A 21614-nucleotide genomic window follows, 5' to 3' on the forward strand; every position below is an offset into this window, starting at 1 on the left:
GTTCATCCTGAGCCAGGATCAAACTCTTCATTGTAAAAGTATTTTTTATCATCCCTTAGGATGACTTTTTTGCTCTGTTCAGGACGCCGTAAATTTATTGACCTTATTCAAATACCTATTAGTCTTAATTGTATCACTACTTCATAAGACAAGTATTGACGGTTCTATTTTTTTACTTGTACTACTTGTATTGTTTATCAATATTTCAAAGAACTAACGTGGCTTCCGCCGCTTCTGCTTTCTTTGCGAAAGCGGATGCAAAGATAAGGACTTTTTCAGATAACCTCCAAACTTTTTTCAAAGTTTTTTTGTTTTTATTTTCTGTGGCCTTCATCTTATAGCAGAATGTCAATCATTAGGCTCTGTCTCTCTAGCAAAGCGGGTGCAAAAGTAGACAACTTATCTATAACATCCAAATATATCTGACTATTTTTTCTAATTATTTTTAGATATCCGCCCTAACTTACTGAATCATAACGATGTTGTAGAACATATTTTTCTTCATATATGTTACATCTATATGAAAACAGGCCGGAAATGGTACATTATTATATTACATACGCGCGTGCAGAGCAAATAACAAAAAGATATTCGCAAAGAGAGGGTAAAAAGAGAAGTACTCTTAAAGAAACAAACTAAAAAATAGATTTCTACAGGACAAGAACACATAAAAAAGTGAGAATAGCTATCTGTTATCACTCTACTTTAGTTTATAATTCGCTCCTACTAATCAATAAATAAATTACTATCCTAATTTCAGCATACAGGTATCTTTCTTTATAAGATATGCCACTTCATAGGCTTTCTTCTTATGTTCAATATCCATTTGCTTAGTAGTTGGCAAGGGCTCACTGCAGTGAACAAATAAGCTATCAGATGTAAACAAATAAGCTAACGATAGTAAACAAATTCGTTCACTGCAGTGAGCCGTTAAAAGACATTAGGGCTTATCAGAAGAATCACGAGGGATAAACATCTATTATATAAGGCATTGACGTCTATTGTATAGGAGAGTATAAGATAAAAGCGAATAGACAAGACACTTATTATAAACTGTTTAAGATAGAATCAGGACAAGACAGGGTGAGGGTAAAAAGTTACCCTCACCCTACTACCGCACTTACCCTCACACGTTGTAACCACGATGAATAAAGGAATTGAGCGAAGGTGTGAGGATGTGAGGGTAAAAGTGATACAAAAATTTAGTTGAAATGAAATATTAAAAGCATCCATGTTCTATTAAAAAAGAAGGAGCTGCACAGTGCAATGCATTCTTTCTGTTAAAACCTCCGGGATACTCAAACAAAAAGAACCTCCGTCTGTTACATTAGCGATTTAAACATAGTAACCTAAACTTTAAAATTATGGCTAGAGAAAGTGTAAAAATCCTACAAGGTAAATTAGATGTAGAAAGTTTAATTTCACAGTTGAACGCAGCATTGGCTGAAGAGTGGTTGGCATATTACCAATATTGGGTAGGTGCATTAGTAGTGGAAGGCGCCATGCGTGCCGATGTACAAGGTGAGTTCGAGGAACATGCCGAAGAAGAACGTAGACATGCACAGCTGCTTGCCGACCGTATCATCGAGCTGGAAGGGGTTCCGGTACTTGATCCGAAACAATGGTTCGAACTGGCAAGATGCAAATATGATGCTCCGCAAGGCTTCGATTCAGTCAGTTTGCTGAAGGATAATGTTGCTTCCGAACGCTGTGCCATTCTCCGTTATCAGGAAATTGCCGACTTTACTAACGGGAAAGATTTCACCACTTGTGATATCGTCAAACATATTCTTGCCGAAGAGGAAGAACATGAACAAGATTTACAAGATTATCTGACTGACATTGCCAGAATGAAGAAATCATTTCTCGAAAAGTAAATTCTAATTTAATAATGATTAGGTGAGAGAGGGTGCATCCGAAATACAGGATATGCCCTCTTTTATGTAATAGTACGATAAAAACCAAACTATTTTCAAACAAATCAAGAAGAAATCTTTCTTTTTTCGTATTTTTGTCCCAATATGCATGTTTAATCCAAGTAGATAACAACATCAACGAAAAGGAATGAAAGTAATTGATTTAATAAATAACAGTAAAGGTACAGCTTTTTCTTTCGAAATTCTCCCTCCTTTGAAGGGAACCGGAATCGAAAAGCTCTATCAGACAATCGACACTCTTCGAGAATTTGATCCGAAATATATCAATATCACCACGCATCGCAGCGAATATGTCTACAAAGATCTCGGCAACGGGCTCTTTCAGAGAAACCGCCTGAGAAGGCGTCCGGGAACAGTCGCTGTGGCGGCAGCCATTCAGAATAAATATAATATTACTGTGGTTCCTCATATCCTGTGCAGTGGTTTCACGCGTGAGGAGACCGAATATGTATTGCTGGATTTGCAATTTCTGAATATAACAGATTTGCTGGTACTCCGTGGAGACAAGGCTAAACATGAATCGGTATTTACTCCCGAAGGAGACGGATATCATCATGCGATTGAATTGCAGGAGCAGATTAATAATTTCAATAAGGGAATCTTCGTTGACGGTTCGGAGATGAAAGTCACCGCCAGTCCTTTCTCGTATGGTGTGGCGTGTTATCCGGAAAAGCATGAAGAATCTCCTAACATAGAGACAGATCTTTACTGGCTGAAAAAGAAGGTAGAAACTGGTGCAGAGTATGCTGTGACACAATTATTCTACGATAATAAGAAATATTTCGATTTTGTGGAGCAGGCTAAGGCAGCAGGTATCAACATTCCTATCATTCCGGGAATCAAGCCTTTCAAGAAAATCTCCCAACTAAGCATGATCCCCAAAACATTCAAGGTGGATTTACCGGAAGATCTGGTGAAAGAAGCATTGAAATGCAAGAATGATGCGGAAGCCGAACAGGTGGGTGTTGAATGGTGCGTGGCTCAATGCAAGGAGTTGATGGAACACGGAGTTCCGAGCATCCATTTCTATTCTATCGGAGCAGTAGACAGTATCAAGGAAATAGCCAAAATCATTTATTGATATGTTTTTCAGAGACGTAATCGGACAAGAAGAAATCAAGCAACGACTCATTCAGGAAGTGAACGAGGGGCGTATTCCACATGCCCAACTCATTTGCGGTCCCGAGGGAGTTGGTAAAATGCCATTGGCTATCGCATACGCACGCTACATCAGTTGCACCAATCGGGACGAGGAAGATGCTTGCGGTGTCTGTCCGTCTTGTGTGAAATTCAATAAGCTGGTACATCCGGATGTGCATTTCGTATTCCCCATCGTGAAAAGTGCGAAAGGAAAGAAAGAAGTGTGCGATGATTATATTGCCGATTGGCGGCCATTCGTTATTAACAATCCTTATTTTAACCTCAACCATTGGTTGGGTGAAATGGACGCGGAGAACTCGCAAGCGCTGATTTATGCCAAAGAGAGCGATGAGATCCTGAAGAAGCTCAGTCTGAAATCCAGTGAAGGTGGATTTAAGATTACGATTGTATGGTTGCCGGAGAAAATGCACCCGGTATGCGCCAATAAGTTGCTGAAACTGCTTGAGGAGCCACCCGAAAAGACGATTTTTCTGTTGGTATCCGAAGCTCCGGACATGATTCTGCCTACCATTTTGAGCCGTACTCAACGTATGAATGTGCGGAAAATTGACGAAGCCAGCATCGACCGGGTATTGCAGAGTAAATATCATGTTCAGCCTGCGGATAGCATTTCGATTGCCCATCTGGCAAACGGAAATTTCGTCAAGGCACTCGAAACGATTCATCTGAATGAGGAAAATCAGTTATTCTTCGAGCTCTTCGTCAACCTGATGCGCTTGTCCTATCAACGGAAAATAAAGGAGATGAAGATGTGGAGCGAACAGGTGGCCAGCATGGGACGCGAACGCCAGAAAAACTTTCTGGAATATTGCCAGCGCATGATCCGCGAAAACTTTGTCTTTAACCTGCACCAGCGCAACCTAACGTATATGACCATTAACGAACAGAATTTTGCAACTCGCTTTGCACCTTTTGTCAACGAACGTAACGTGATGGGCATCATGGACGAATTAAGCGAAGCGCAACTACATATAGAACAGAATGTAAATGCTAAAATGGTATTCTTCGACTTCTCGCTGAAGATGATTGTACTGTTGAAGCAATAATAAATATATAAACTTATGGAATATAAACTTCATAATGGAAGCGGTGGCCTTTGTTGCAAAGGATGCTCCCGACAAGATAAAAAGCTGAACACCTACGATTGGCTGGCGGACATTCCGGGCAATGCGGAAGAGAGTGACATGGTGGAAGTGCAATTCAAGAATACCCGGAAGGGATATTTTCGGAACAGCAACAAGATTAAACTGGAAAAAGGAGATGTAGTTGCCGTTGAAGCGGCTCCGGGTCATGACATCGGAGTAGTTACATTGACGGGACGGCTCGTTCCCCTGCAAATGAAGAAAGCAAACTTCAAGGCAGACACGGAAATCAAACGTGTCTACCGGAAAGCCAAACCGGTAGATATGGAAAAGTTCAACGAAGCCAAAGCCAAAGAACACGCTACGATGATTCGTGCGCGTCAGATTGCGTTGAATCTCAATCTGGATATGAAAATCGGAGACGTGGAGTATCAGGGGGATGGCAACAAAGCTATTTTCTACTATATTGCCGATGAGCGGGTAGACTTCCGACAGCTGATTAAAGTATTGGCCGAAGCATTCCGCGTACGTATCGAAATGAAACAAATCGGTGCCCGTCAGGAAGCAGGACGCATCGGCGGAATCGGTCCTTGCGGACGCGAACTTTGCTGCGCTACGTGGATGACGAGCTTCGTCTCTGTTTCTACCAGTGCAGCCCGTTTTCAGGATATCTCATTGAATCCGCAGAAACTTGCCGGACAGTGCGCTAAGCTGAAATGCTGTCTGAACTACGAGGTGGACTGTTATGTGGAAGCTCAAAAACGTCTCCCTTCAAGAGAGATAGAATTGGAAACGAAAGATGGCACTTTCTATTTCTTCAAAGCGGATATTCTAAGCAATCAGGTTTCTTATTCTACGGATAAAAACTTCCCAGCCAATCTGGTCACTATCAGCGGCAAACGTGCGTTCGAAGTAATCTCCATGAATAAGAAAGGGATGAAACCGGACAGCTTGCTCGAAGAAGAAAAGAAACCGGAACCAAGAAAACCAGTTGATTTGCTGGAACAGGAAAGTGTTACCCGTTTCGACCGCAGCCGGAATAATAAAGAGGGCGGCAATAACGCTAACCGGAATAATAAAAAGAAGAAAAAAGGAAACAATAATAACGGAAACCGCCCGCAACAGCAAGCAGAAGGCGGCAATCGTCCGCAACAACCTCAACGGGAGAATGAAAACCGCCCGCAACAGCAAGAAAACGGCAACAGAGGGGAAAGAGACAACCGCCCGAGAAATAACAATAACAACAACCGGAACAGAGGACAGAACCAGGGACGGAACAACGAAAACAGACGTCCGGAAAGAGGATCAAATCAAGAACGTCCACAAGGACAGGAACGGTCGAATCAGGAACGTCCGCAACAACAAGACCGTCAACGGGAACAGCAAGGACAGGAACGTCAAGAACGTCGTCCCAACCACGAGCGTCCTTCCAGACCGGAAAGAAATCAGAATCAGGAGAAACAGTCAACTAATGAAAAGCCTACTCAAGAATAGTATATTGAGTCTATTCAGCGCTTGCTTACTGACAGCCTGCAATGAACATACAGTGTATCACTCTTATCAATCCCTTCCCAACAAGGGATGGGGAAAGAGTGATACACTCTCTTTTCAGATTCCCATAACTGACAGCGTTCCCACTACTCTCCGGCTTTTTGCAGAAGTCCGCAACAGTATCGAATATCCTTATCATGACCTCCATTTATTTATCAGTCAGAATCTACAGGATTCTACGGTATGGCGCACTGATACCATTGCTTTCTGCCTGGCTGACTCTACCGGGAGATGGACGGGACACGGATGGGGAAGCATTTACCAATCGGAAACTTTTATTACATCTGTTCGCCCTTTACATCCTGCAAATTATACTATTAAAATTATGAGCGGAATGAAAGATGAAAAGTTACAAGGATTGAGCGATGTAGGTATCCGTATTGAGAAGCAGTAAGATTAGAGTCTTCTGCCACGTCCTGCATCAATGCGCAGGAAGATAAACAGCAATATCGTAAATCCCCATAAAGAAGAACCTCCATAGCTGAAGAAAGGCAATGGAATACCGATAACCGGAGTTAACCCCAGCACCATACCGATATTAATAAATAAGTGGAAAAGGAAAATACTGACAACCGAATATCCATAAACCCGCCCAAAGTTGGAAGTCTGCCGCTCGGACAGGAAGATTAATCGTAAGATCAAAATCAGGAAAGCCAACAGGACAGCAGCCGAACCGACAAATCCTTGCTCCTCACCCACTGTACAGAATATAAAGTCGGTATCCTGTTCGGGCACGTACTTTAATTTTGTTTGCGTACCATTCAGGAATCCTTTTCCTGTCAACCCACCGGAACCGATGGCAATCTTGGACTGATTCACGTTGTATCCAGCACCAGTCAAATCTTCTTCCAAACCGAGCACTACTTTGATACGGACTTGCTGGTGAGGTTCGAGCACATTATCAAATACATAATTGCTGGAATACAGGAAGCCGACAGAACCGATTGTAAACAGGGCAATCAGGAAATAAGTACGCTGCCGCTCACTTAATGCCAAATAAATCAGATAGCCTATCACCACAATACAAAGCGCCCATTGCACCCAAACGAGGCTAAAATGTACCCAATATTCGGATATTAAATAAGCAATCAGTAATATAGCCAAACTTCCACCAATGATATTGCGGGTAGCAGACCATTTCTTGCGATATACCCACACCATACCACCGGCAAATAATAAGATCAATAGTAATACGATAAATTCTCCCAGTGGTGTAGGAGTATCGGCAATAAAGACTTCATCAAAACGGATGCCGACCACAAAGTAGATTACCGCACATACGCCCGCAAAAAGCACTACTCCCGGCATTCCTTCACGATAAAGAACCAGAAAAAAAGCAAGATAAACCAATGCAGATCCTGTCTCCCGCTGCCCGATAATCAATAACATCGGGAGAAGAATGATGAATCCCAGGATAAAGGCACACTTTTCTTTCTTGATACTGAATGAATAAGAATTCATGTATTTAGCCAACGTCAAGGCCGTAGCGAACTTGGCAAACTCGGCGGGTTGCAGGCTCACAGGCCCCATAACAAGCCAGGAGCGTGATCCTTTGGTGTCCGGTGCTATGAAGATGGTAACAATGAGCAAAAGAATCATCCCCACATATATAATGTACGCGAACATATCATACATACGGTCTTCCAGCATCAATAGCACGAATCCGAGCCCGAAGGAACAGATAATCCACACGAATTGCTTGCCGGCACGGGTCGAGAAGTCGAGGAAGTCGCGTTCGCCATAGTCATAGCTGGCTCCGCAGACGCTAAACCATCCGCCAACAATCAGGAGCAGGTAAATAAAAATCGTTACCCAGTCCAGCGTTTTCCACAAACTATCGTTCCTCGTTACCATATAATATCACTCTGTTACTAAATTCTTCCGCCCTCAACTCGTTCTCCGGCGAGAGCTTGCCTTTCAAATACTGTTCCATCATCAGTGCGCCGAAAGGAACTCCGTAAGTAGCCCCCCATCCGCCGTTCTCTACATAGACGGCAATAGCTATCTTCGGTTTGTTCATCGGCGCAAAGCCCATAAATACCGAGTGGTCGTGTCCGCGGTTCTGCGCAGTACCCGTTTTTCCACAGGCTTCCAAATCCGGAACCATCACTGACAGCATACGACAAGTTCCTCCGGTGGCTGCGCCACGCATCCCTTCTACGACTGATTCATAATGTCTTTTCTCAATAGTGGTATAGCGTGGTACGCGATAGATGCTGTCCAACTGATTATCTTGAATTTCCTTTACAATATGCGGTGTCACAAAGTATCCTCTGTTAGCAATCGTTGCTCCTAGGTTAGCAATCTGAAGGGGAGTGGATAGAATTTCCCCCTGTCCGATAGAGATACTGATTACTGTCAGTCCGTTCCAATGTCCGCGATAAGCTTTATCGTAGAACTGCGCATTCGGAATCAGCCCCCGTTTCTCTCCCGGCAAATCAACTCCCAGTTTGTAACCAAATCCTTGCGAAACCATGTGGTCTTTCCAGACCGTAATGGCGTTTTGCGGCGAACCGTATTTACGGTCGCCAAACATACGGAACAATCCCCAACAGAAATAGGAGTTGCACGATGTAGCAATAGCCGGAATCAATGGCAAGGGAGACCCGTGAGCATGGCAGCCTACTGTCAATCTTCCGTAATGAAATCCATGTGAGCAAGGGAATGCCGGACTTTGTTCAGTGATAATTCCTTCTTGCAGGAACGTCAGTCCTTGCGCTGTCTTGAACGTAGATCCCGGAGGATACACTCCCATCAGGGCACGATTCAAAAGCGGTTTAGTCATATCACGTTGCAAGGCCAGATGATTCTTGCCACGCTGGCGGCCAATCATCAAATGCGGGTCATAATTGGGAGAGGATACCAGACAAAGGATTTCTCCGGTCTCCGGTTCGATAGCCACAATGCTTCCAATCTTATTCTTTAATAAACGTTCGCCCAGCATCTGCAAGTCAATATCCAGACTCAATGTCAGGTTCTTGCCGGGAACGGAAGGACGGTCATATTCACCATCCATATAATGTCCCTGGATACGACCGTGCGCATCGCGAAGCAGAATCTCAATTCCTTTCTCGCCACGCAGATACTTTTCATACGATTTCTCGACTCCTAACTTGCCGACATAATCCCCACGGATGTAGTATCCTTCTTCATCCGCTTCCATTTCTTTTGCGGAGACTTCTCCGATATCTCCCAAAGCATGGGCGGCAGCATTGTACGAATATTGACGGATGGTACGCCGTTGAATATAAAAGCCACGAAACTTAAACAGCTTTTCCTGAAAGACACCACATTCTTCCGCCGAAAGTTGCGACATAAACAACTGGTTGGTATAGCGGGAATACCCCGGATTGCGGCGACGGTCTTTCATATCGCTCATTATTTTGAGAAACTGTGCACGGGTGATATTCAGCGATTGGCATAAATCGAGTGTGTCCAGATTCTCTATTTCCTTTGGCACGATCGTTATGTCGTATGCCGGCTGGTTGAATACCAATAGTTTACCGGTCCGGTCATAAATAGCGCCACGCGAGGGGTATTGGATCTTATTCAGAAAAGCGTTACTGTCAGCATTCTTCTTGTAGTCATCAGTCGTGATCTGCAATACAAAAAGACGTATCAGATAAATCAAAACAATGGAGATAGCAATGCCTCCGATTACAAATTTACGCTTCTCTAAGATATAATCTTTTGCCATCGTTACTTCTTAATCCCTTCTATAGCTATGATACAGGTTACAGTCAGAATAGTGCAAAGAAGCACTCGCAACAGTAACAGCCAAATGCTGGTAAATGAGAAGAACTCAATGGAGAGTAATGCCAGACTGTGCACAAAAACACTTGCAGTGGTATATTTTAAGAAAGGACTGATTCCCATAGTCTTAAAAGAGGGAATAAAGCTATCCGGATTATCACGGGGCGTGAACAGACGAAGTAAAGAGGGACGAAGAAAGGCTAGCAGCACAGTAGCCGCCGCATTCATTCCCGGAGTATCGGAGAATATATCAATGGTCAGCCCGAAGAAAAAAGCCCACAACATCAGTTCATTCCGGGAAGTGCCGGAGCTGAATTTCAGAATAAAATAGATATAGAGAAAAGGAGTAGCATAGCCGGCAATATGTACACTATTAAGGATTAGCACCTGAAGAAGTACCAAGCCGATAAACCATCCGATTCTATGTATATAAGTAATAATCATTCTTTCATCACCTTGTTTTCAAGTTTCTTCTGTTCTTCCTGACCTGTCCGGGCTACCACCCGAACGTCACTCAACTTACCGAAATCAGTAGCCAGCTTGATTTTCAACAGATAGGAAAGTCCGTCATTAGAGTCGGACATATCATCTACCGTCCCCACCATTATACCTTCGGGAAAGACGGTGGAGAAACCACTGGTAACAACTGTATCTCCCAAATTAAACTCTGCATGACGAGGCAAGTCTTTCAGATAAGCATAGCGCGAATCTCCATGTTCCCATTTCAGGTAGCCGAAATAATCACTGCCGATAATCTTGCAACTGATATTCGATTTGCTGTTCAGTACCGAAATCACCACCGAGTAGGAAGGAGAGGTTTCATAAACAATCCCTACAATCCCATTACCATCCACCACTCCCATTTCGGAGCGAATACCGGAAGAGGAACCTTTATCGAGCGTGATATAATTATCAACCAGATTCAAACTGTTCTTTATCACATGCGCTTTAAACAACTGATAATCCGCTTGCGGCACCTGCCGGATGCTGTTGATTGCCATAGAATCGAGCTGCTGCTCTCTCAATGCTTTTTCCAGATTAGTGATCTGTTGTTCGAGCACCATGTTGCGATCCAATAGATCTTCATTGACCGATTTCAGATGAAAATAAGAGGAAATCCCTCCCGAAACTTCATAAACCGCCCCCACAACCGTATTGGCAGAAGTGAAGAATGCACTCTGCTGATAACGGTTGAACCGAAATAACAAAACAAAACTGGCTACCTCCAATAAGATGAAGAGGAACCAGTAATTGTATTTCAGAAGGAAGTTTAATAAATTCCTCATCCCCGGTTTATCTCATTAAGAAAGAGAAACGGTCTACGTTCTTCAATGCCACTCCTGTACCTTTGGCAACTGCATGCAAAGGATCTTCCGCAATATGGAAAGGAATGTTGATCTTATCGGTCAATCTCTTATCCAGTCCACGAAGCAATGCACCACCTCCGGAGAGATAGATACCATTGTGCACAATATCAGCATACAGTTCAGGAGGTGTATTTTCCAATGCACTCAAGATAGCAGTTTCGATCTTTGAAATTGATTTCTCCAGACAGTGGGCTACTTCCTGGTAGCATACAGGCACTTCCATCGGAAGAGCCGTGATACGGTTCGGCCCGTGAACGATATAATCTTCCGGAGCATCATCACCCAGTTCGGTTAAAGCAGCACCTACATTGATTTTGATACGTTCTGCCATACGCTCGCTGACTTTCACATTGTGCTGACGGCTCATATATTCGCGAATATCCTCTGTCAGGTCATCACCGGCTGTGCGGATGGAGTTGTTGGAAACGATACCTCCCAAAGAGATAACAGCAATTTCCGTAGATCCACCACCTATATCGACAATCATGTTTCCTTCCGGAGCTTCCACGTCGATGCCGATACCGATTGCCGCAGCCATCGGTTCGAAAATCAAATAAACATCACGACCGCCGGCATGTTCCGCAGAGTCACGGACAGCACGGAGTTCAACTTCCGTACTTCCCGAAGGAACGCCAATCACCATGCGAAGAGAAGGTGAAAACAAATGGTTGCGAGTATTCACCTGCTTTATCAAACCGCGCATCATCTGCTCGCAAGCATAGAAGTCGGCAATCACTCCGTCTCTCAACGGACGGATGGTACGTATGTTTTCGTGGGTTTTTTCATGCATCAACTTCGCCTTTTCCCCCACGGCAATCATCTTTTCTGTACGGCGATCCAGAGCTACAACCGAAGGCTCATCGACCACGATTTTTCCATTCGTGATGATGATAGTATTGGCTGTGCCCAAGTCCATTGCTATCTCTTGTGTAAAAGAAAATAATCCCATTCTTAATTCTTATTTTTAGTGTTTAAAATGACGGATACCGGTAGTTACCATCGCCATACCATGCTCATTGCAATAAGCAAAGGATAAATCGTCTTTTACCGAACCTCCCGGTTGGATAACAGCCGTAATACCTTCTTTATCTGCAATTTCCACACAGTCGGGGAACGGGAAGAAGGCATCGGAAGCCATTACTGCACCATTCAGGTCGAAGCCGAATGATTTGGCTTTTTCAATTGCTTGTTTCAATGCGTCTACACGTGAAGTCTGTCCTACACCGCTTGCAAGAAGTTGTTTATCCTTTGCCAATACGATGGCGTTGGATTTGCTGTTCTTTACAATTTTGTTGGCAAACAACATATCTTCCACTTCTTCCGGAGTAGGAGCTTTGTCTGTCACGGTTTTCAGGTCGGCTACCGTTTCAATATTAGTATCTTTATCCTGCACCAATACGCCATTCAGCAAAGCACGGAATTGTTTCTTAGGCAATTTAGCTTCCTTACGAACGAGGATGATGCGGTTCTTTTTCTGTCCCAGGATTTCGAGTGCATCCACATCATAATCCGGCGCGATAATCACTTCGAAGAAAATCTTGTTGATTTCTTCCGCAGCTTCTTTGTCGATGACACCATTCGTAATCAATACACCTCCGAAAGCAGAAACCGGATCACCAGCCAATGCGTCTTTCCAAGCTTCCAAAACTGTAGCACGGGAAGCTAATCCGCAAGCGTTGTTATGTTTCAGGATAGCGAAAGTGAGGTCATCGAATTCGTCGATCAGATCAACGGCTGCGTTGATGTCGAGAAGATTGTTATAAGAGATTTCTTTTCCGTGAATCTGGTCGAACATTGCTTCCAGATTTCCGTAGAAATAACCTTTCTGATGTGGGTTCTCACCGTAACGAAGTTGCTTCTGGCTATTAACAGAGCAACGGAAAGCAGAACCTTCGCCAGCATCGAAATAGTTGAAAATAGCCGAATCGTAGTGAGAAGAAACGGCAAATGCTTCTTTAGCCATCCAGCGACGTTCTTCGAGTGAAGAAGTAGCGCCGTGCTCCATCAACATATCCAATAATGGTTTGTATTGAGCTTGAGAAGCTACGATGATTACATCGTTATAGTTCTTGGCTGCGGCACGAATCAGTGAGATTCCGCCTATATCGATTTTTTCAATAATGTCTGCTTCAGATGCACCGGAAGCTACGGTAGCTTCGAACGGATACAAATCAACAATAACCAGATCTATCTCGGGAATTTCATATTTCTCAATCTGTTGCATATCCTGTTCCAGACCGCGACGACAAAGAATACCTCCGAAAATTTTCGGATGTAATGTCTTTACTCTACCACCGAGAATAGAAGGATAAGTGGTCAAATCTTCCACTGCCTTGCAAGGATATCCCAATGATTCAATAAACTGACGAGTTCCGCCTGTTGACAAAAACTCTACTCCCTCTTCATGAAGTTTGGTAATAATTTCATCCAAACCTTCTTTATGGTATACAGATACCAATGCAGTTTTTATTCTTTTAGACTCTGACATTGAATTGCTTATTAAGTATTTGGTGTGCAAAGTTACGAAATATTGTTTATCGTACGTAATAAATAAGGTGTGAATTAATAAAAAAAAGCGTTGACTCTCCTCAACGGAAAATCAACGCCTCTTCGCATATATGTTCTCTATTCAAAAACTATTACCAAATAGATACACGTTTTTCTTTAGGTACGAACATCGAATCCTGTTCGGTGATTTTGAATGCTTCATACCAATTCTGGATATGAGGAAGAGCACCGTCCACACGCCATTTGCCTAATGAGTGAGGATCAAGTTTGGTTAATCGGAGAATCTCTTCCGGACGGATATTTCCTGCCCACACATTAGCGTAAGCCAGGAAGAAACGTTGTTCCGGAGTAAATCCGTCAACAATTTCCAACGGTGCGGCTTCTGTTGCATTCTTGAATGCCTGGAAAGAAACTTGCAAACCTCCGTGGTCGGCAATGTTCTCTCCAAGTGTCAGGCTACCGTTTGCGTGTACGCCCGGAGCTACTTCGATGCTGTCAAAGAAGTTAACCATCACCCGTGCCCGTTCTTCGAACTTTTTAGCATCTTCTTCTGTCCACCAGTCTTTCAGGTTTCCGTCTTTGTCATATTGACGTCCCTGATCGTCAAATCCATGAGTCATCTCATGGCCGATTACCACGCCGATTGCACCGTAGTTCATAGCATCGTCCGCATTCATATCGAAGAACGGAGGTTGCAGGATAGCTGCCGGGAAGCAGATTTCGTTGGTAGTCGGGTTATAATAAGCGTTCACAGTTTGAGGAGTCATCAACCATTCATCCTTGTCTACCGGTTTGCCGGCTTTGGCAATCATTTCGTTATAATCCCATTCGTTGGCACGCTCGATATTTGCCCAGTAAGAATCATCTTTGATCTCCAGTGCGGAGTAATCTTTCCATTTATCAGGATAACCTATTTTTACATGGAAGGTTGCCAGTTTCTCCAACGCTTTTTCTTTGGTCGGTTCACTCATCCATTCCAAACCTTTGATACGTTCTCCTAAAGAAGTTTGCAGGTTCTTCACCAGTGTAACCATACGTTCTTTGGCAGCAGCCGGGAAGTACTTCTCTACATACATCTGTCCTACCACTTCGCCAAGTACACCATCTACGGTGCTCACGGAACGTTTCCAGCGAGGTTGCATTTCTTTCTTACCAGACATTGTCCTACTGTAGAAGTCGAAGTTTTGTGCTTCAAAATCATCGCTTAGATAAGAAGCGGCAGCATCTATCAATCCCCATTGGAGGTACAATTTCTGATCGTCCAGTGATACGGTATTAATCACATCGGCTACTTCCTTCATGGCAGCCGGCTGACCTATATTCACTTCTTCCAAATCTTTCAAACCGGAAACAGTGAAATAAGTATCCCAGTCAAAAGTAGGGAAGTTCTTTTTCAGCGTCGCCCTATCCATCTTGTTATAATTAGCATGAGGATCACGCAATTCCACTTGTGAACGAGCCGCTTTCGCCAGGCGAGTTTCGATGTTCATCACTGCTTTCACAGCTTTCTGTGCAGTAGCCTCATCATAACCTGCCAACTGGAACATTTTGGCGATATGTTCCTGATATTTATTACGAATGTTTTTAGTCTGCTCGTCATTCTCCAGATAATAGTCACGCTGTCCCATTCCGATACCACCTTGATAGGTCTGTACGATATTCATGGAACTGTTCATATCATCCGCACTTACGAACATGGTGAAGTAAGGACGGATGCCTTTCTTCTGGCTCTCTGCGATATATGCATAGATTTCTCCTTTATCCTTGAGAGCGTCAATGGCTGCCAGTTCTGCTTTGATCGGAGCTACACCTTCCTGGTTCAGCTTCACGCTATCCATTGCGATATTATAAAGATCGCCTACTTTCTGCGCAGCACTGCCCGGTGCATTATCTTTCTTCGCTGCCAATTCGGCAATCAATGCTTTCAGTTGTTCACGACTGTTTTCGCGCAACATGTCGAATGTACCGAAACGTGAATACTCGTCTGTCAGCGGATGATCTTTCACCCAACCTCCACAGGCATATTGATAAAAACTTGTACCCGGCATAGCCGTGGTATCCAGATTAGCAAGGTCGATACCGGACGTCAGCACGGCCTCTTTCTTACTGTTACATCCTGTTGTCATAAGGCATACGGCAAGAATTGGTAAATACTTGGTTACTTTCATATTGTATAAATAATTAAATAGTCTCTCTAATCAGCAATCATCCTACCCGCAGTCCGGCACCGAGGAAGAAGGTGACCGACACCGAGGAACGCCTCGTTCCTCAACGAGAAACACCTGTTTCGACACCGAGAAACAGATACCCGCCAGGAATACCTTCTACCAAGGTATAACGTTTCTCTCACATACTGCCCGGAAGCATGCGTTTTGTTCTAATTTTTCGTTTCTTCCAGTTCCATCGAAACCCGTTCCCACTCTTCAACAATGCCATCCAACTGTTGCTTCAGTTTTTGATGCCGTTCATAGAGCTGCATATCCGAAGCTCCTTCGGGAGTTGCCATCTTCGCTTCTACGATAGCAATCGCGGATTCGGTTTCCTCTATTGAGGCTTCGCAGTCCGCCACTTGGCGTTCGAGTTTCTTAATCTTCTTATTAAGTTCTTTCTGGGCTTCGTAAGAGAGCTTATTCTCCGAAGGCTGAACGGTTTCAGGTTCATTACCTTTAGCTGAAGCCGTGGGAGAAGCCGACAATCCCGCTCCTTTCTGAAGCTCGTTCAAGCTATCTATCTTTTTCTTTTGCAAGAATTCATAGATACCTCCAAGGTGTTCTTTTACAAGTCCACCGCCAAACTCATATACTTTAGTCGCAAGTCCATCCAGAAAATCACGGTCGTGGCTGACAAGAATCACTGTTCCGTCAAATTCGCGGATAGCTTCCTTCAAAACATCTTTCGAACGCATATCCAAATGATTGGTCGGTTCGTCCAGAATCAGTAGATTTACGGGTTCCAGCAGAAGTTTAATCATCGCCAATCGCGTACGTTCTCCTCCGGAAAGGACTTTCACCTTTTTATCCGAAGCTTCGCCTCCAAACATGAAAGCTCCCAGTATATCACGTATCTTCAGACGGATATCTCCTGTCGCTACTCGGTCAATCGTATCGAATACAGTCAGGTTCTCATCCAACATTTGTGCCTGGTTCTGCGCAAAATAACCGATTTGTACATTATGTCCGATCGTTAGTTTGCCTTCGAAATCAATTTCGTCCATGATACATTTCACCAAGGTAGACTTACCCTCTCCGTTCTTTCCGACGAAAGCCACTTTCTCTCCCCTGTTGATAGTCAGGTTGACATCATGGAAAACGACATGGCTGCCATACGCTTTGCGCACATCTTCGCAAATCACAGGATAGTTTCCGCTACGACTGGCTGGAGGGAATTTTAAACGCAAGGCGGAATTATCTTCCTCGTCCACTTCGATGCGGTCTATCTTTTCCAGTTGCTTGATACGGCTTTGCACCTGTACGGCCTTCGTTGCTTTATAACGGAAGCGTTCAATAAAATCTTCCGTATCTTGTATTTGTTTCTGCTGATTTTCGTAAGCACGGAGCTGTTGCTCACGGCGTTCTTTACGCAAGACTACAAATTCATCGTACTTCACTTTGTAGTCGTAAATCTGACCGCAAGTAATTTCGATGGTGCGGGTAGTTACGTTATTCAGGAAAGCACGGTCATGGCTGACTAATACGACTGCATTGGCACGTGTAGCCAAAAAGTTTTCCAACCATTGGATACTTTCAATATCAAGGTGATTGGTCGGCTCATCGAGCAAAAGCACGTCCGGGCGTCGTAAAAGCAGTTTTGCCAATTCGATACGCATACGCCATCCACCGGAAAACTCCGAAGTAGGGCGCTCAAAATCTTCCCGGCTGAATCCCAATCCAAGAAGTGTCCGTTCGATTTCTGCCTGAAAGTTCGTACCGCCCATCATCAGGAAGCGGTCGTTTTCATGTGTGAAACGGTCTATCAACTGATGATATTCTTCCGAATCATAGTCTGTCCGTTCCGCCAGTTCCTGATTCATCCGTTCCAACTTCGCCTGAAGCTCAAATATATGTTCGAATGCCAGTTCTGCCTCTCCCATCACCGTCCGGTTGTCGGAAAGAATCATGACCTGTGGCAAATATCCGATGGTTACATCTTTCGGAGTAGCTACCACTCCGCGTGTCGGTGACTGCAAACCTGCCAATATCTTCAGCATGGTTGATTTGCCGGCACCATTTTTGCCGACCAGCGCAATGCGGTCTTTCTTATTAATTACATAGCTGACGTCCTCAAAAAGCGGCGTCGCATTAAATTCTACTGATAATCCTTCTACTGAAATCACTTCTGCTTCTGATTTATAACATTTTGGACTGCAAAGATACTGAATATTTATTAGATACTACTTAGTATGATACGTTATGAAAAACAAAAAAAGCAGTCATTCTTATGAATGACTGCTCTCTATCTTAATCAATGGCTCTTCTTTAGAACAACTTAGCAGGATATTCACCGGCATCTACCAATGCCTGAATCTTGTCTACTACGCTCTGACGGTCTTCCGGATAAGTAACCCCGAACCACTTGCTGGTAGTATCCAGTACTTCAACAGTGGCAGTTCCGTCATTAATCAATTTATCTACCATCAATGGGATGAAGAACTCGCTCTTCAGGTTTTCCATATTCTTCGGATCGCTAAGGAAAGTCTTGAAGAATTCCTGGCTGTAAGCGAAGTAATCAGGAGTGAATCCCCAGAAGTTCATACTTACCGGAGTCGTGTCGGGAGTAGCCGTCCATTCGCCATCATCACCGATATATTTCACTTCACCGTCCAGACGTTGAATCTTCGTACGTTCTACTACAGATGTCAACAATCCTTTAGCATCTGTACTACAGATACCACGAGATACCGTACCGCTTTCGCTCAATGTATTTCCTACACGGAAACCTACCATTGAATAAACGTTCTTTGAATTTTCAGGAAGAGCAGAAAGGAATTTACCCATCACTTGGAAAGAATCACGACCATAGAAGTCATCACAGTTAATCACTGCAAACGGTTCTTTAATCACATCAGCACCCATCATTACTGCATGGTTAGTACCCCAAGGTTTGGTACGGTCTGCCGGACAAGTAAAGCCTTCCGGAAGATCGTCAATTGATTGAAATACCAGTTCGCAAGGAATGTGACCTTCGTATTTGGAAATAATTTTATCACGGAAATCTTGTTCAAAATCTTTGCGGATTACAAATACAAGTTTGCCAAATCCGGCATTAATAGCATCATAGATTGAGTAATCCATAATAGTTTCGCCATTAGGACCCAGTCCGTCTAATTGCTTCAAGCCTCCATAACGGCTACCCATACCGGCTGCCAATAAGAATAAAGTTGGTTTCATAAATTGTGTAATATTAAAAGGTTAGTGATGTCAACGGCATCAGATTTCGTTGCAAATTTACAAAAACTTTCTTTCTTTTGTCTTGAAACAAAAGAAAGAAACAAAGAAAAATTCAAGACTGACTTTTTTCTCCTACTCACACCCTTCACTACGCTAAAGGACAGAAACTCGCTTCGCTCAAACAATCTGCCCTTTTTAACGCTTCGTTACGGGTGTTCGCTTAACAGAGAAAAAAGTAGGTCGGAAAACCTTTCGGCATGTAAACCTATGCAGAATCAAAAGTACATCAATGACAAATCAAGAAATCCAGTAATTCATTAACCTATGCAGCAAACACGCCGAAAGGGGATCGGCCTCGTTTTTCCGGCGTTAAGCGCAGGCGTTTTCTCCAGCGTTAAAAAGGGCAGACTGTTTGAGCGAAGCGAGTTTCTGCCCTTTAGCCGGAGAGAACACCGGAGTAGCCGGAAAAACGCAGCCTTGAATTTTCTTTGGTTCTTTCTTTGTTTCAAGACAAAGAAAGAACGTTAGAAGGGATAACCGATAGCAAAATGTATTCCCAGATTCTTCATAAAGGATCCTGTGACATTGTAATATCCGCTTCGTTCTGTATCGTAAGGCAGATGCAAAGGAATACCGAAATCAAGACGGAACACAAGAATATCCATATCATAACGAATACCGACACCGGTGCCCAAAGCGATCTGTTTCGGGAACGTTTTCAGTTCGAGTTGTGAATTGGGACGGGCCTCATCCTTGCGCATCAACCAGACGTTTCCCGCATCCAGGAAAGTGGCTCCCCAAATGCTCTTAAAGATACGGAAACGATATTCTACATTTGCCTCAAAACGGAAAGTACCCGTCTGGTCGAGGTAAGAGTAGCGGCTTTCTGCCGGATGGTATCCGCCCGGGCCGATGCTACGTACCGTAAAAGCGCGGATGCTGTTGGCACCACCCACATAGAATTGTTCGCTGTAAGGGGCTATCGTTGCATTACCGTAGGCGAAGAGAGCACCCAAAGCTACACGGGAAGCAATCTTATTATTCTTGTCCATATTCCACAAATGGCGGAATTCCGTATTCAGTTTCACAAACTGCGCGAAAGGGACGTTCAGCAAACGTTTGTCCTCTTTGCTGAAAGACTGACCGAAAGCACGGTAAATCACCGAGGTCAGGTTACCGGCAGAGGTTACAGTCGATTGCCACCAAATCGGATTTTTAATACCGCGTGCGGAAGCATTATCATAGGTATAGGTATATTCCATTGCAGGAATAAACTGATCTTTCAAACTGATATATAATGCAGGATTGGCATCGGCAATTTCCCTGAACTCTTCCGATTGGTGTTGAAGGACGTTGAATGTCAGTTTAAAAGGGGTGATACTATGCCGGCTTGTACGTGTCGGCTGGAAATCGTAGGTAGCATTTCCGCCGAATGACAACAGTTTATAATACCTGGCACGGTTCAACTGGTCGATGTATAGACGGAATGTAGTGGTAGCCGGGAAGTCAAACTCCCTTTTCCCCCAATGCGGGAAAACCACGCGCGGGAAAGTCAGAGAGGTGGAAACTCCCATCTCCCAACTGTTCATCAAAGAACTTTTTTCTCCTCCGCCGGTTTGCCATTCATAAGAGCCTTTCAGCTTCACGTTCCAGCTTTCGCCACCTCCGAATACATTGTTCCGAGTGACGCCGAATGATGCTCCGGGCCCGGTTTGGTCGTTACTTTTGGTTACGACATTCAATTCCAGTTCGGCGTCCAGCGGCTTGGCAAACGTGGCCTGCATGGTTACGTTCAGCGTATCACAAACGGCTGTCGTATCTTTCGGAGCATATTGTAAATCCAGATAACTGAAGATTCCCAACTGGCTAAGTTTCTCCTGCACCTGCTCCTGTCGATACTGACTGTAAAGACGGGTGCGATTGGAAGCCCGCATCTGTGCATTCCGCACAAACTGTTGATAGTTCAACCAACGATAAAGCATATTCGGACGTACCTGCAATTTCTTATAATAATGTATATTCAGATTCTTATACATCATGCTGTCATTGGGCGCCTCACCATTCTTGCCAAACAGGTAAACAGAGGCATCTCCTACATAGTAAGGACGTTGTGCCGCAGCGGGTAATCCCGGAACGGGAATCAGACGAAGGCTGATATGTCCACCGGGAACCAATGTCGTATCTGCCTGATAAGTCATATAATCGGGACGGAAGTAAAAATATCCCCGGTTACGCAACAGCGTACTGATACGGGTACGCTCCTCATCCAGATCGACCACGTTAAACTGCTCGCCGGGACTTATATAAGACATTCGACGTCCCCGTTCCATAATGCGCAACGTTTGGGGAGTGAAACGCTGATAATAAACCGTATCTATAAAATAAGGATTCTTCATGTCTACCGTATAAAGAATACTTGCTTTCAGGCTGTCTTTCTTATCAACCAATGTTTCATAAGTCACTTTTCCATTGAAGTAACCATAATCACGGAGTAAGTTTGTAGCCACCTTGATACGAACCTCCGGATTGACAGTAGAGATAAACACCGGAGGATTGGCAGCCAGGCGGTTGAACATCCACTTTCCAAATCCCTTTTTATATTTCACAAAGTCGTTATACATCCACATTTTAAAAGGAATAGGCAGAAGGCCTCCTAACATCTTTGTACTGGGAGTTTTGTCAAGAGCCGCATCAATCTCTGTTAAAGCCGTCTCTCCTACCGGTGTTGCCGACTTATTCTCTACCACCGTTTTTCCTCCTGTATAAAGTACCTCCCCTTCAGGCAGGTGTTTTGTCACCGAACAGCCCGAAAACAAAATGATACCAATCAGACAACTTGCTAATATGTTATTATATATCCCTTTCATG

General features: G+C 43.9%; 15 protein-coding genes. 5 read left to right on the top strand and 10 right to left on the bottom strand.

The window, feature by feature from the left end; all coding sequences use genetic code 11:
- Window positions 1-1364 precede the first annotated feature (1364 nt).
- The 5 genes from DWZ47_RS06210 (at window position 1365) to gldH (ending at window position 6125) form a co-directional block, all read left to right on the top strand.
- Entirely contained in the window at window positions 1365-1877 is a 513-nt protein-coding gene (locus DWZ47_RS06210) for a ferritin-like domain-containing protein (RefSeq protein ID WP_117512584.1), read from the top strand.
- 187 nt (window positions 1878-2064) lie between these two features.
- A complete protein-coding gene (gene metF / locus DWZ47_RS06215) occupies window positions 2065-3018 on the top strand; it encodes a methylenetetrahydrofolate reductase [NAD(P)H] (RefSeq protein ID WP_004299949.1) in 954 nt (317 codons plus the stop codon).
- Window position 3019: 1 nt separating this feature from the next.
- A complete protein-coding gene (locus DWZ47_RS06220; RefSeq protein WP_117512585.1) occupies window positions 3020-4144 on the top strand; it encodes an ATP-binding protein in 1125 nt (374 codons plus the stop codon).
- A gap of 15 nt (window positions 4145-4159) precedes the next feature.
- Window positions 4160-5674: a stage 0 sporulation family protein gene (locus DWZ47_RS06225; RefSeq protein ID WP_004321057.1), complete on the top strand. Its 1515-nt coding sequence runs from the start codon at window positions 4160-4162 to the stop codon at window positions 5672-5674.
- The gene (gene gldH / locus DWZ47_RS06230; protein ID WP_004299946.1) at window positions 5652-6125 is read left to right on the top strand and encodes a gliding motility lipoprotein GldH; all 474 of its coding nucleotides are present in this window, start codon (window positions 5652-5654) and stop codon (window positions 6123-6125) included. The genes DWZ47_RS06225 and gldH overlap by 23 nt, the downstream gene beginning before the upstream one ends.
- A gap of 2 nt (window positions 6126-6127) precedes the next feature.
- Here the strand turns inward: gldH and rodA are convergent, their stop codons facing one another.
- From rodA to DWZ47_RS06290, 10 genes are all read right to left on the bottom strand, one after another.
- The gene (gene rodA / locus DWZ47_RS06235; protein WP_117512586.1) at window positions 6128-7585 is read right to left on the bottom strand and encodes a rod shape-determining protein RodA; all 1458 of its coding nucleotides are present in this window, start codon (window positions 7583-7585) and stop codon (window positions 6128-6130) included.
- On the bottom strand, window positions 7566-9428 hold the full coding sequence (gene mrdA / locus DWZ47_RS06240) for a penicillin-binding protein 2 (protein WP_004324644.1): 1863 nt from the start codon (window positions 9426-9428) through the stop codon (window positions 7566-7568). The genes rodA and mrdA overlap by 20 nt, the downstream gene beginning before the upstream one ends.
- 2 nt (window positions 9429-9430) lie before the next feature.
- Complete coding sequence (mreD, locus tag DWZ47_RS06245) at window positions 9431-9928, bottom strand: rod shape-determining protein MreD (protein ID WP_004314401.1); 498 nt, start codon at window positions 9926-9928, stop codon at window positions 9431-9433.
- Entirely contained in the window at window positions 9925-10770 is an 846-nt protein-coding gene (gene mreC / locus DWZ47_RS06250) for a rod shape-determining protein MreC (RefSeq protein WP_004299942.1), read from the bottom strand. The genes mreD and mreC overlap by 4 nt, the downstream gene beginning before the upstream one ends.
- 7 nt (window positions 10771-10777) lie before the next feature.
- A complete protein-coding gene (locus tag DWZ47_RS06255; RefSeq protein ID WP_004299941.1) occupies window positions 10778-11800 on the bottom strand; it encodes a rod shape-determining protein in 1023 nt (340 codons plus the stop codon).
- A 15-nt stretch (window positions 11801-11815) separates the two neighbouring features.
- Window positions 11816-13339: a bifunctional phosphoribosylaminoimidazolecarboxamide formyltransferase/IMP cyclohydrolase gene (purH, locus tag DWZ47_RS06260; RefSeq protein WP_004310431.1), complete on the bottom strand. Its 1524-nt coding sequence runs from the start codon at window positions 13337-13339 to the stop codon at window positions 11816-11818.
- A gap of 151 nt (window positions 13340-13490) precedes the next feature.
- Window positions 13491-15527: a M13 family metallopeptidase gene (locus tag DWZ47_RS06265; RefSeq protein ID WP_117512587.1), complete on the bottom strand. Its 2037-nt coding sequence runs from the start codon at window positions 15525-15527 to the stop codon at window positions 13491-13493.
- Window positions 15528-15736: 209 nt separating this feature from the next.
- A complete protein-coding gene (locus DWZ47_RS06270) occupies window positions 15737-17692 on the bottom strand; it encodes an ABC-F family ATP-binding cassette domain-containing protein (RefSeq protein ID WP_117512588.1) in 1956 nt (651 codons plus the stop codon).
- Between the two features lie 142 nt (window positions 17693-17834).
- Entirely contained in the window at window positions 17835-18746 is a 912-nt protein-coding gene (locus DWZ47_RS06275) for an NDP-sugar synthase (RefSeq protein WP_004299937.1), read from the bottom strand.
- 524 nt (window positions 18747-19270) lie between these two features.
- On the bottom strand, window positions 19271-21613 hold the full coding sequence (locus DWZ47_RS06290; RefSeq protein ID WP_115483813.1) for a BamA/TamA family outer membrane protein: 2343 nt from the start codon (window positions 21611-21613) through the stop codon (window positions 19271-19273).
- Window position 21614: the final 1 nt, after the last annotated feature.

The organism is Bacteroides sp. AF32-8BH (genome assembly GCF_003435205.1).
Taxonomy (GTDB): Bacteria; Bacteroidota; Bacteroidia; order Bacteroidales; family Bacteroidaceae; genus Bacteroides; species Bacteroides ovatus.

Coding starts and splice junctions, on each gene's coding strand:
- mreD (WP_004314401.1), bottom strand. CDS start 9,928: ATGATTATTACTTATATACATAGAATCGGATGGTTTATCGGCTTGGTA.
- DWZ47_RS06265 (WP_117512587.1), bottom strand. CDS start 15,527: ATGAAAGTAACCAAGTATTTACCAATTCTTGCCGTATGCCTTATGACA.
- DWZ47_RS06255 (WP_004299941.1), bottom strand. CDS start 11,800: ATGGGATTATTTTCTTTTACACAAGAGATAGCAATGGACTTGGGCACA.
- DWZ47_RS06275 (WP_004299937.1), bottom strand. CDS start 18,746: ATGAAACCAACTTTATTCTTATTGGCAGCCGGTATGGGTAGCCGTTAT.
- mreC (WP_004299942.1), bottom strand. CDS start 10,770: ATGAGGAATTTATTAAACTTCCTTCTGAAATACAATTACTGGTTCCTC.
- DWZ47_RS06290 (WP_115483813.1), bottom strand. CDS start 21,613: ATGAAAGGGATATATAATAACATATTAGCAAGTTGTCTGATTGGTATC.
- gldH (WP_004299946.1), top strand. CDS start 5,652: ATGAAAAGCCTACTCAAGAATAGTATATTGAGTCTATTCAGCGCTTGC.
- DWZ47_RS06225 (WP_004321057.1), top strand. CDS start 4,160: ATGGAATATAAACTTCATAATGGAAGCGGTGGCCTTTGTTGCAAAGGA.
- DWZ47_RS06210 (WP_117512584.1), top strand. CDS start 1,365: ATGGCTAGAGAAAGTGTAAAAATCCTACAAGGTAAATTAGATGTAGAA.
- rodA (WP_117512586.1), bottom strand. CDS start 7,585: ATGGTAACGAGGAACGATAGTTTGTGGAAAACGCTGGACTGGGTAACG.
- metF (WP_004299949.1), top strand. CDS start 2,065: ATGAAAGTAATTGATTTAATAAATAACAGTAAAGGTACAGCTTTTTCT.
- purH (WP_004310431.1), bottom strand. CDS start 13,339: ATGTCAGAGTCTAAAAGAATAAAAACTGCATTGGTATCTGTATACCAT.
- mrdA (WP_004324644.1), bottom strand. CDS start 9,428: ATGGCAAAAGATTATATCTTAGAGAAGCGTAAATTTGTAATCGGAGGC.
- DWZ47_RS06220 (WP_117512585.1), top strand. CDS start 3,020: ATGTTTTTCAGAGACGTAATCGGACAAGAAGAAATCAAGCAACGACTC.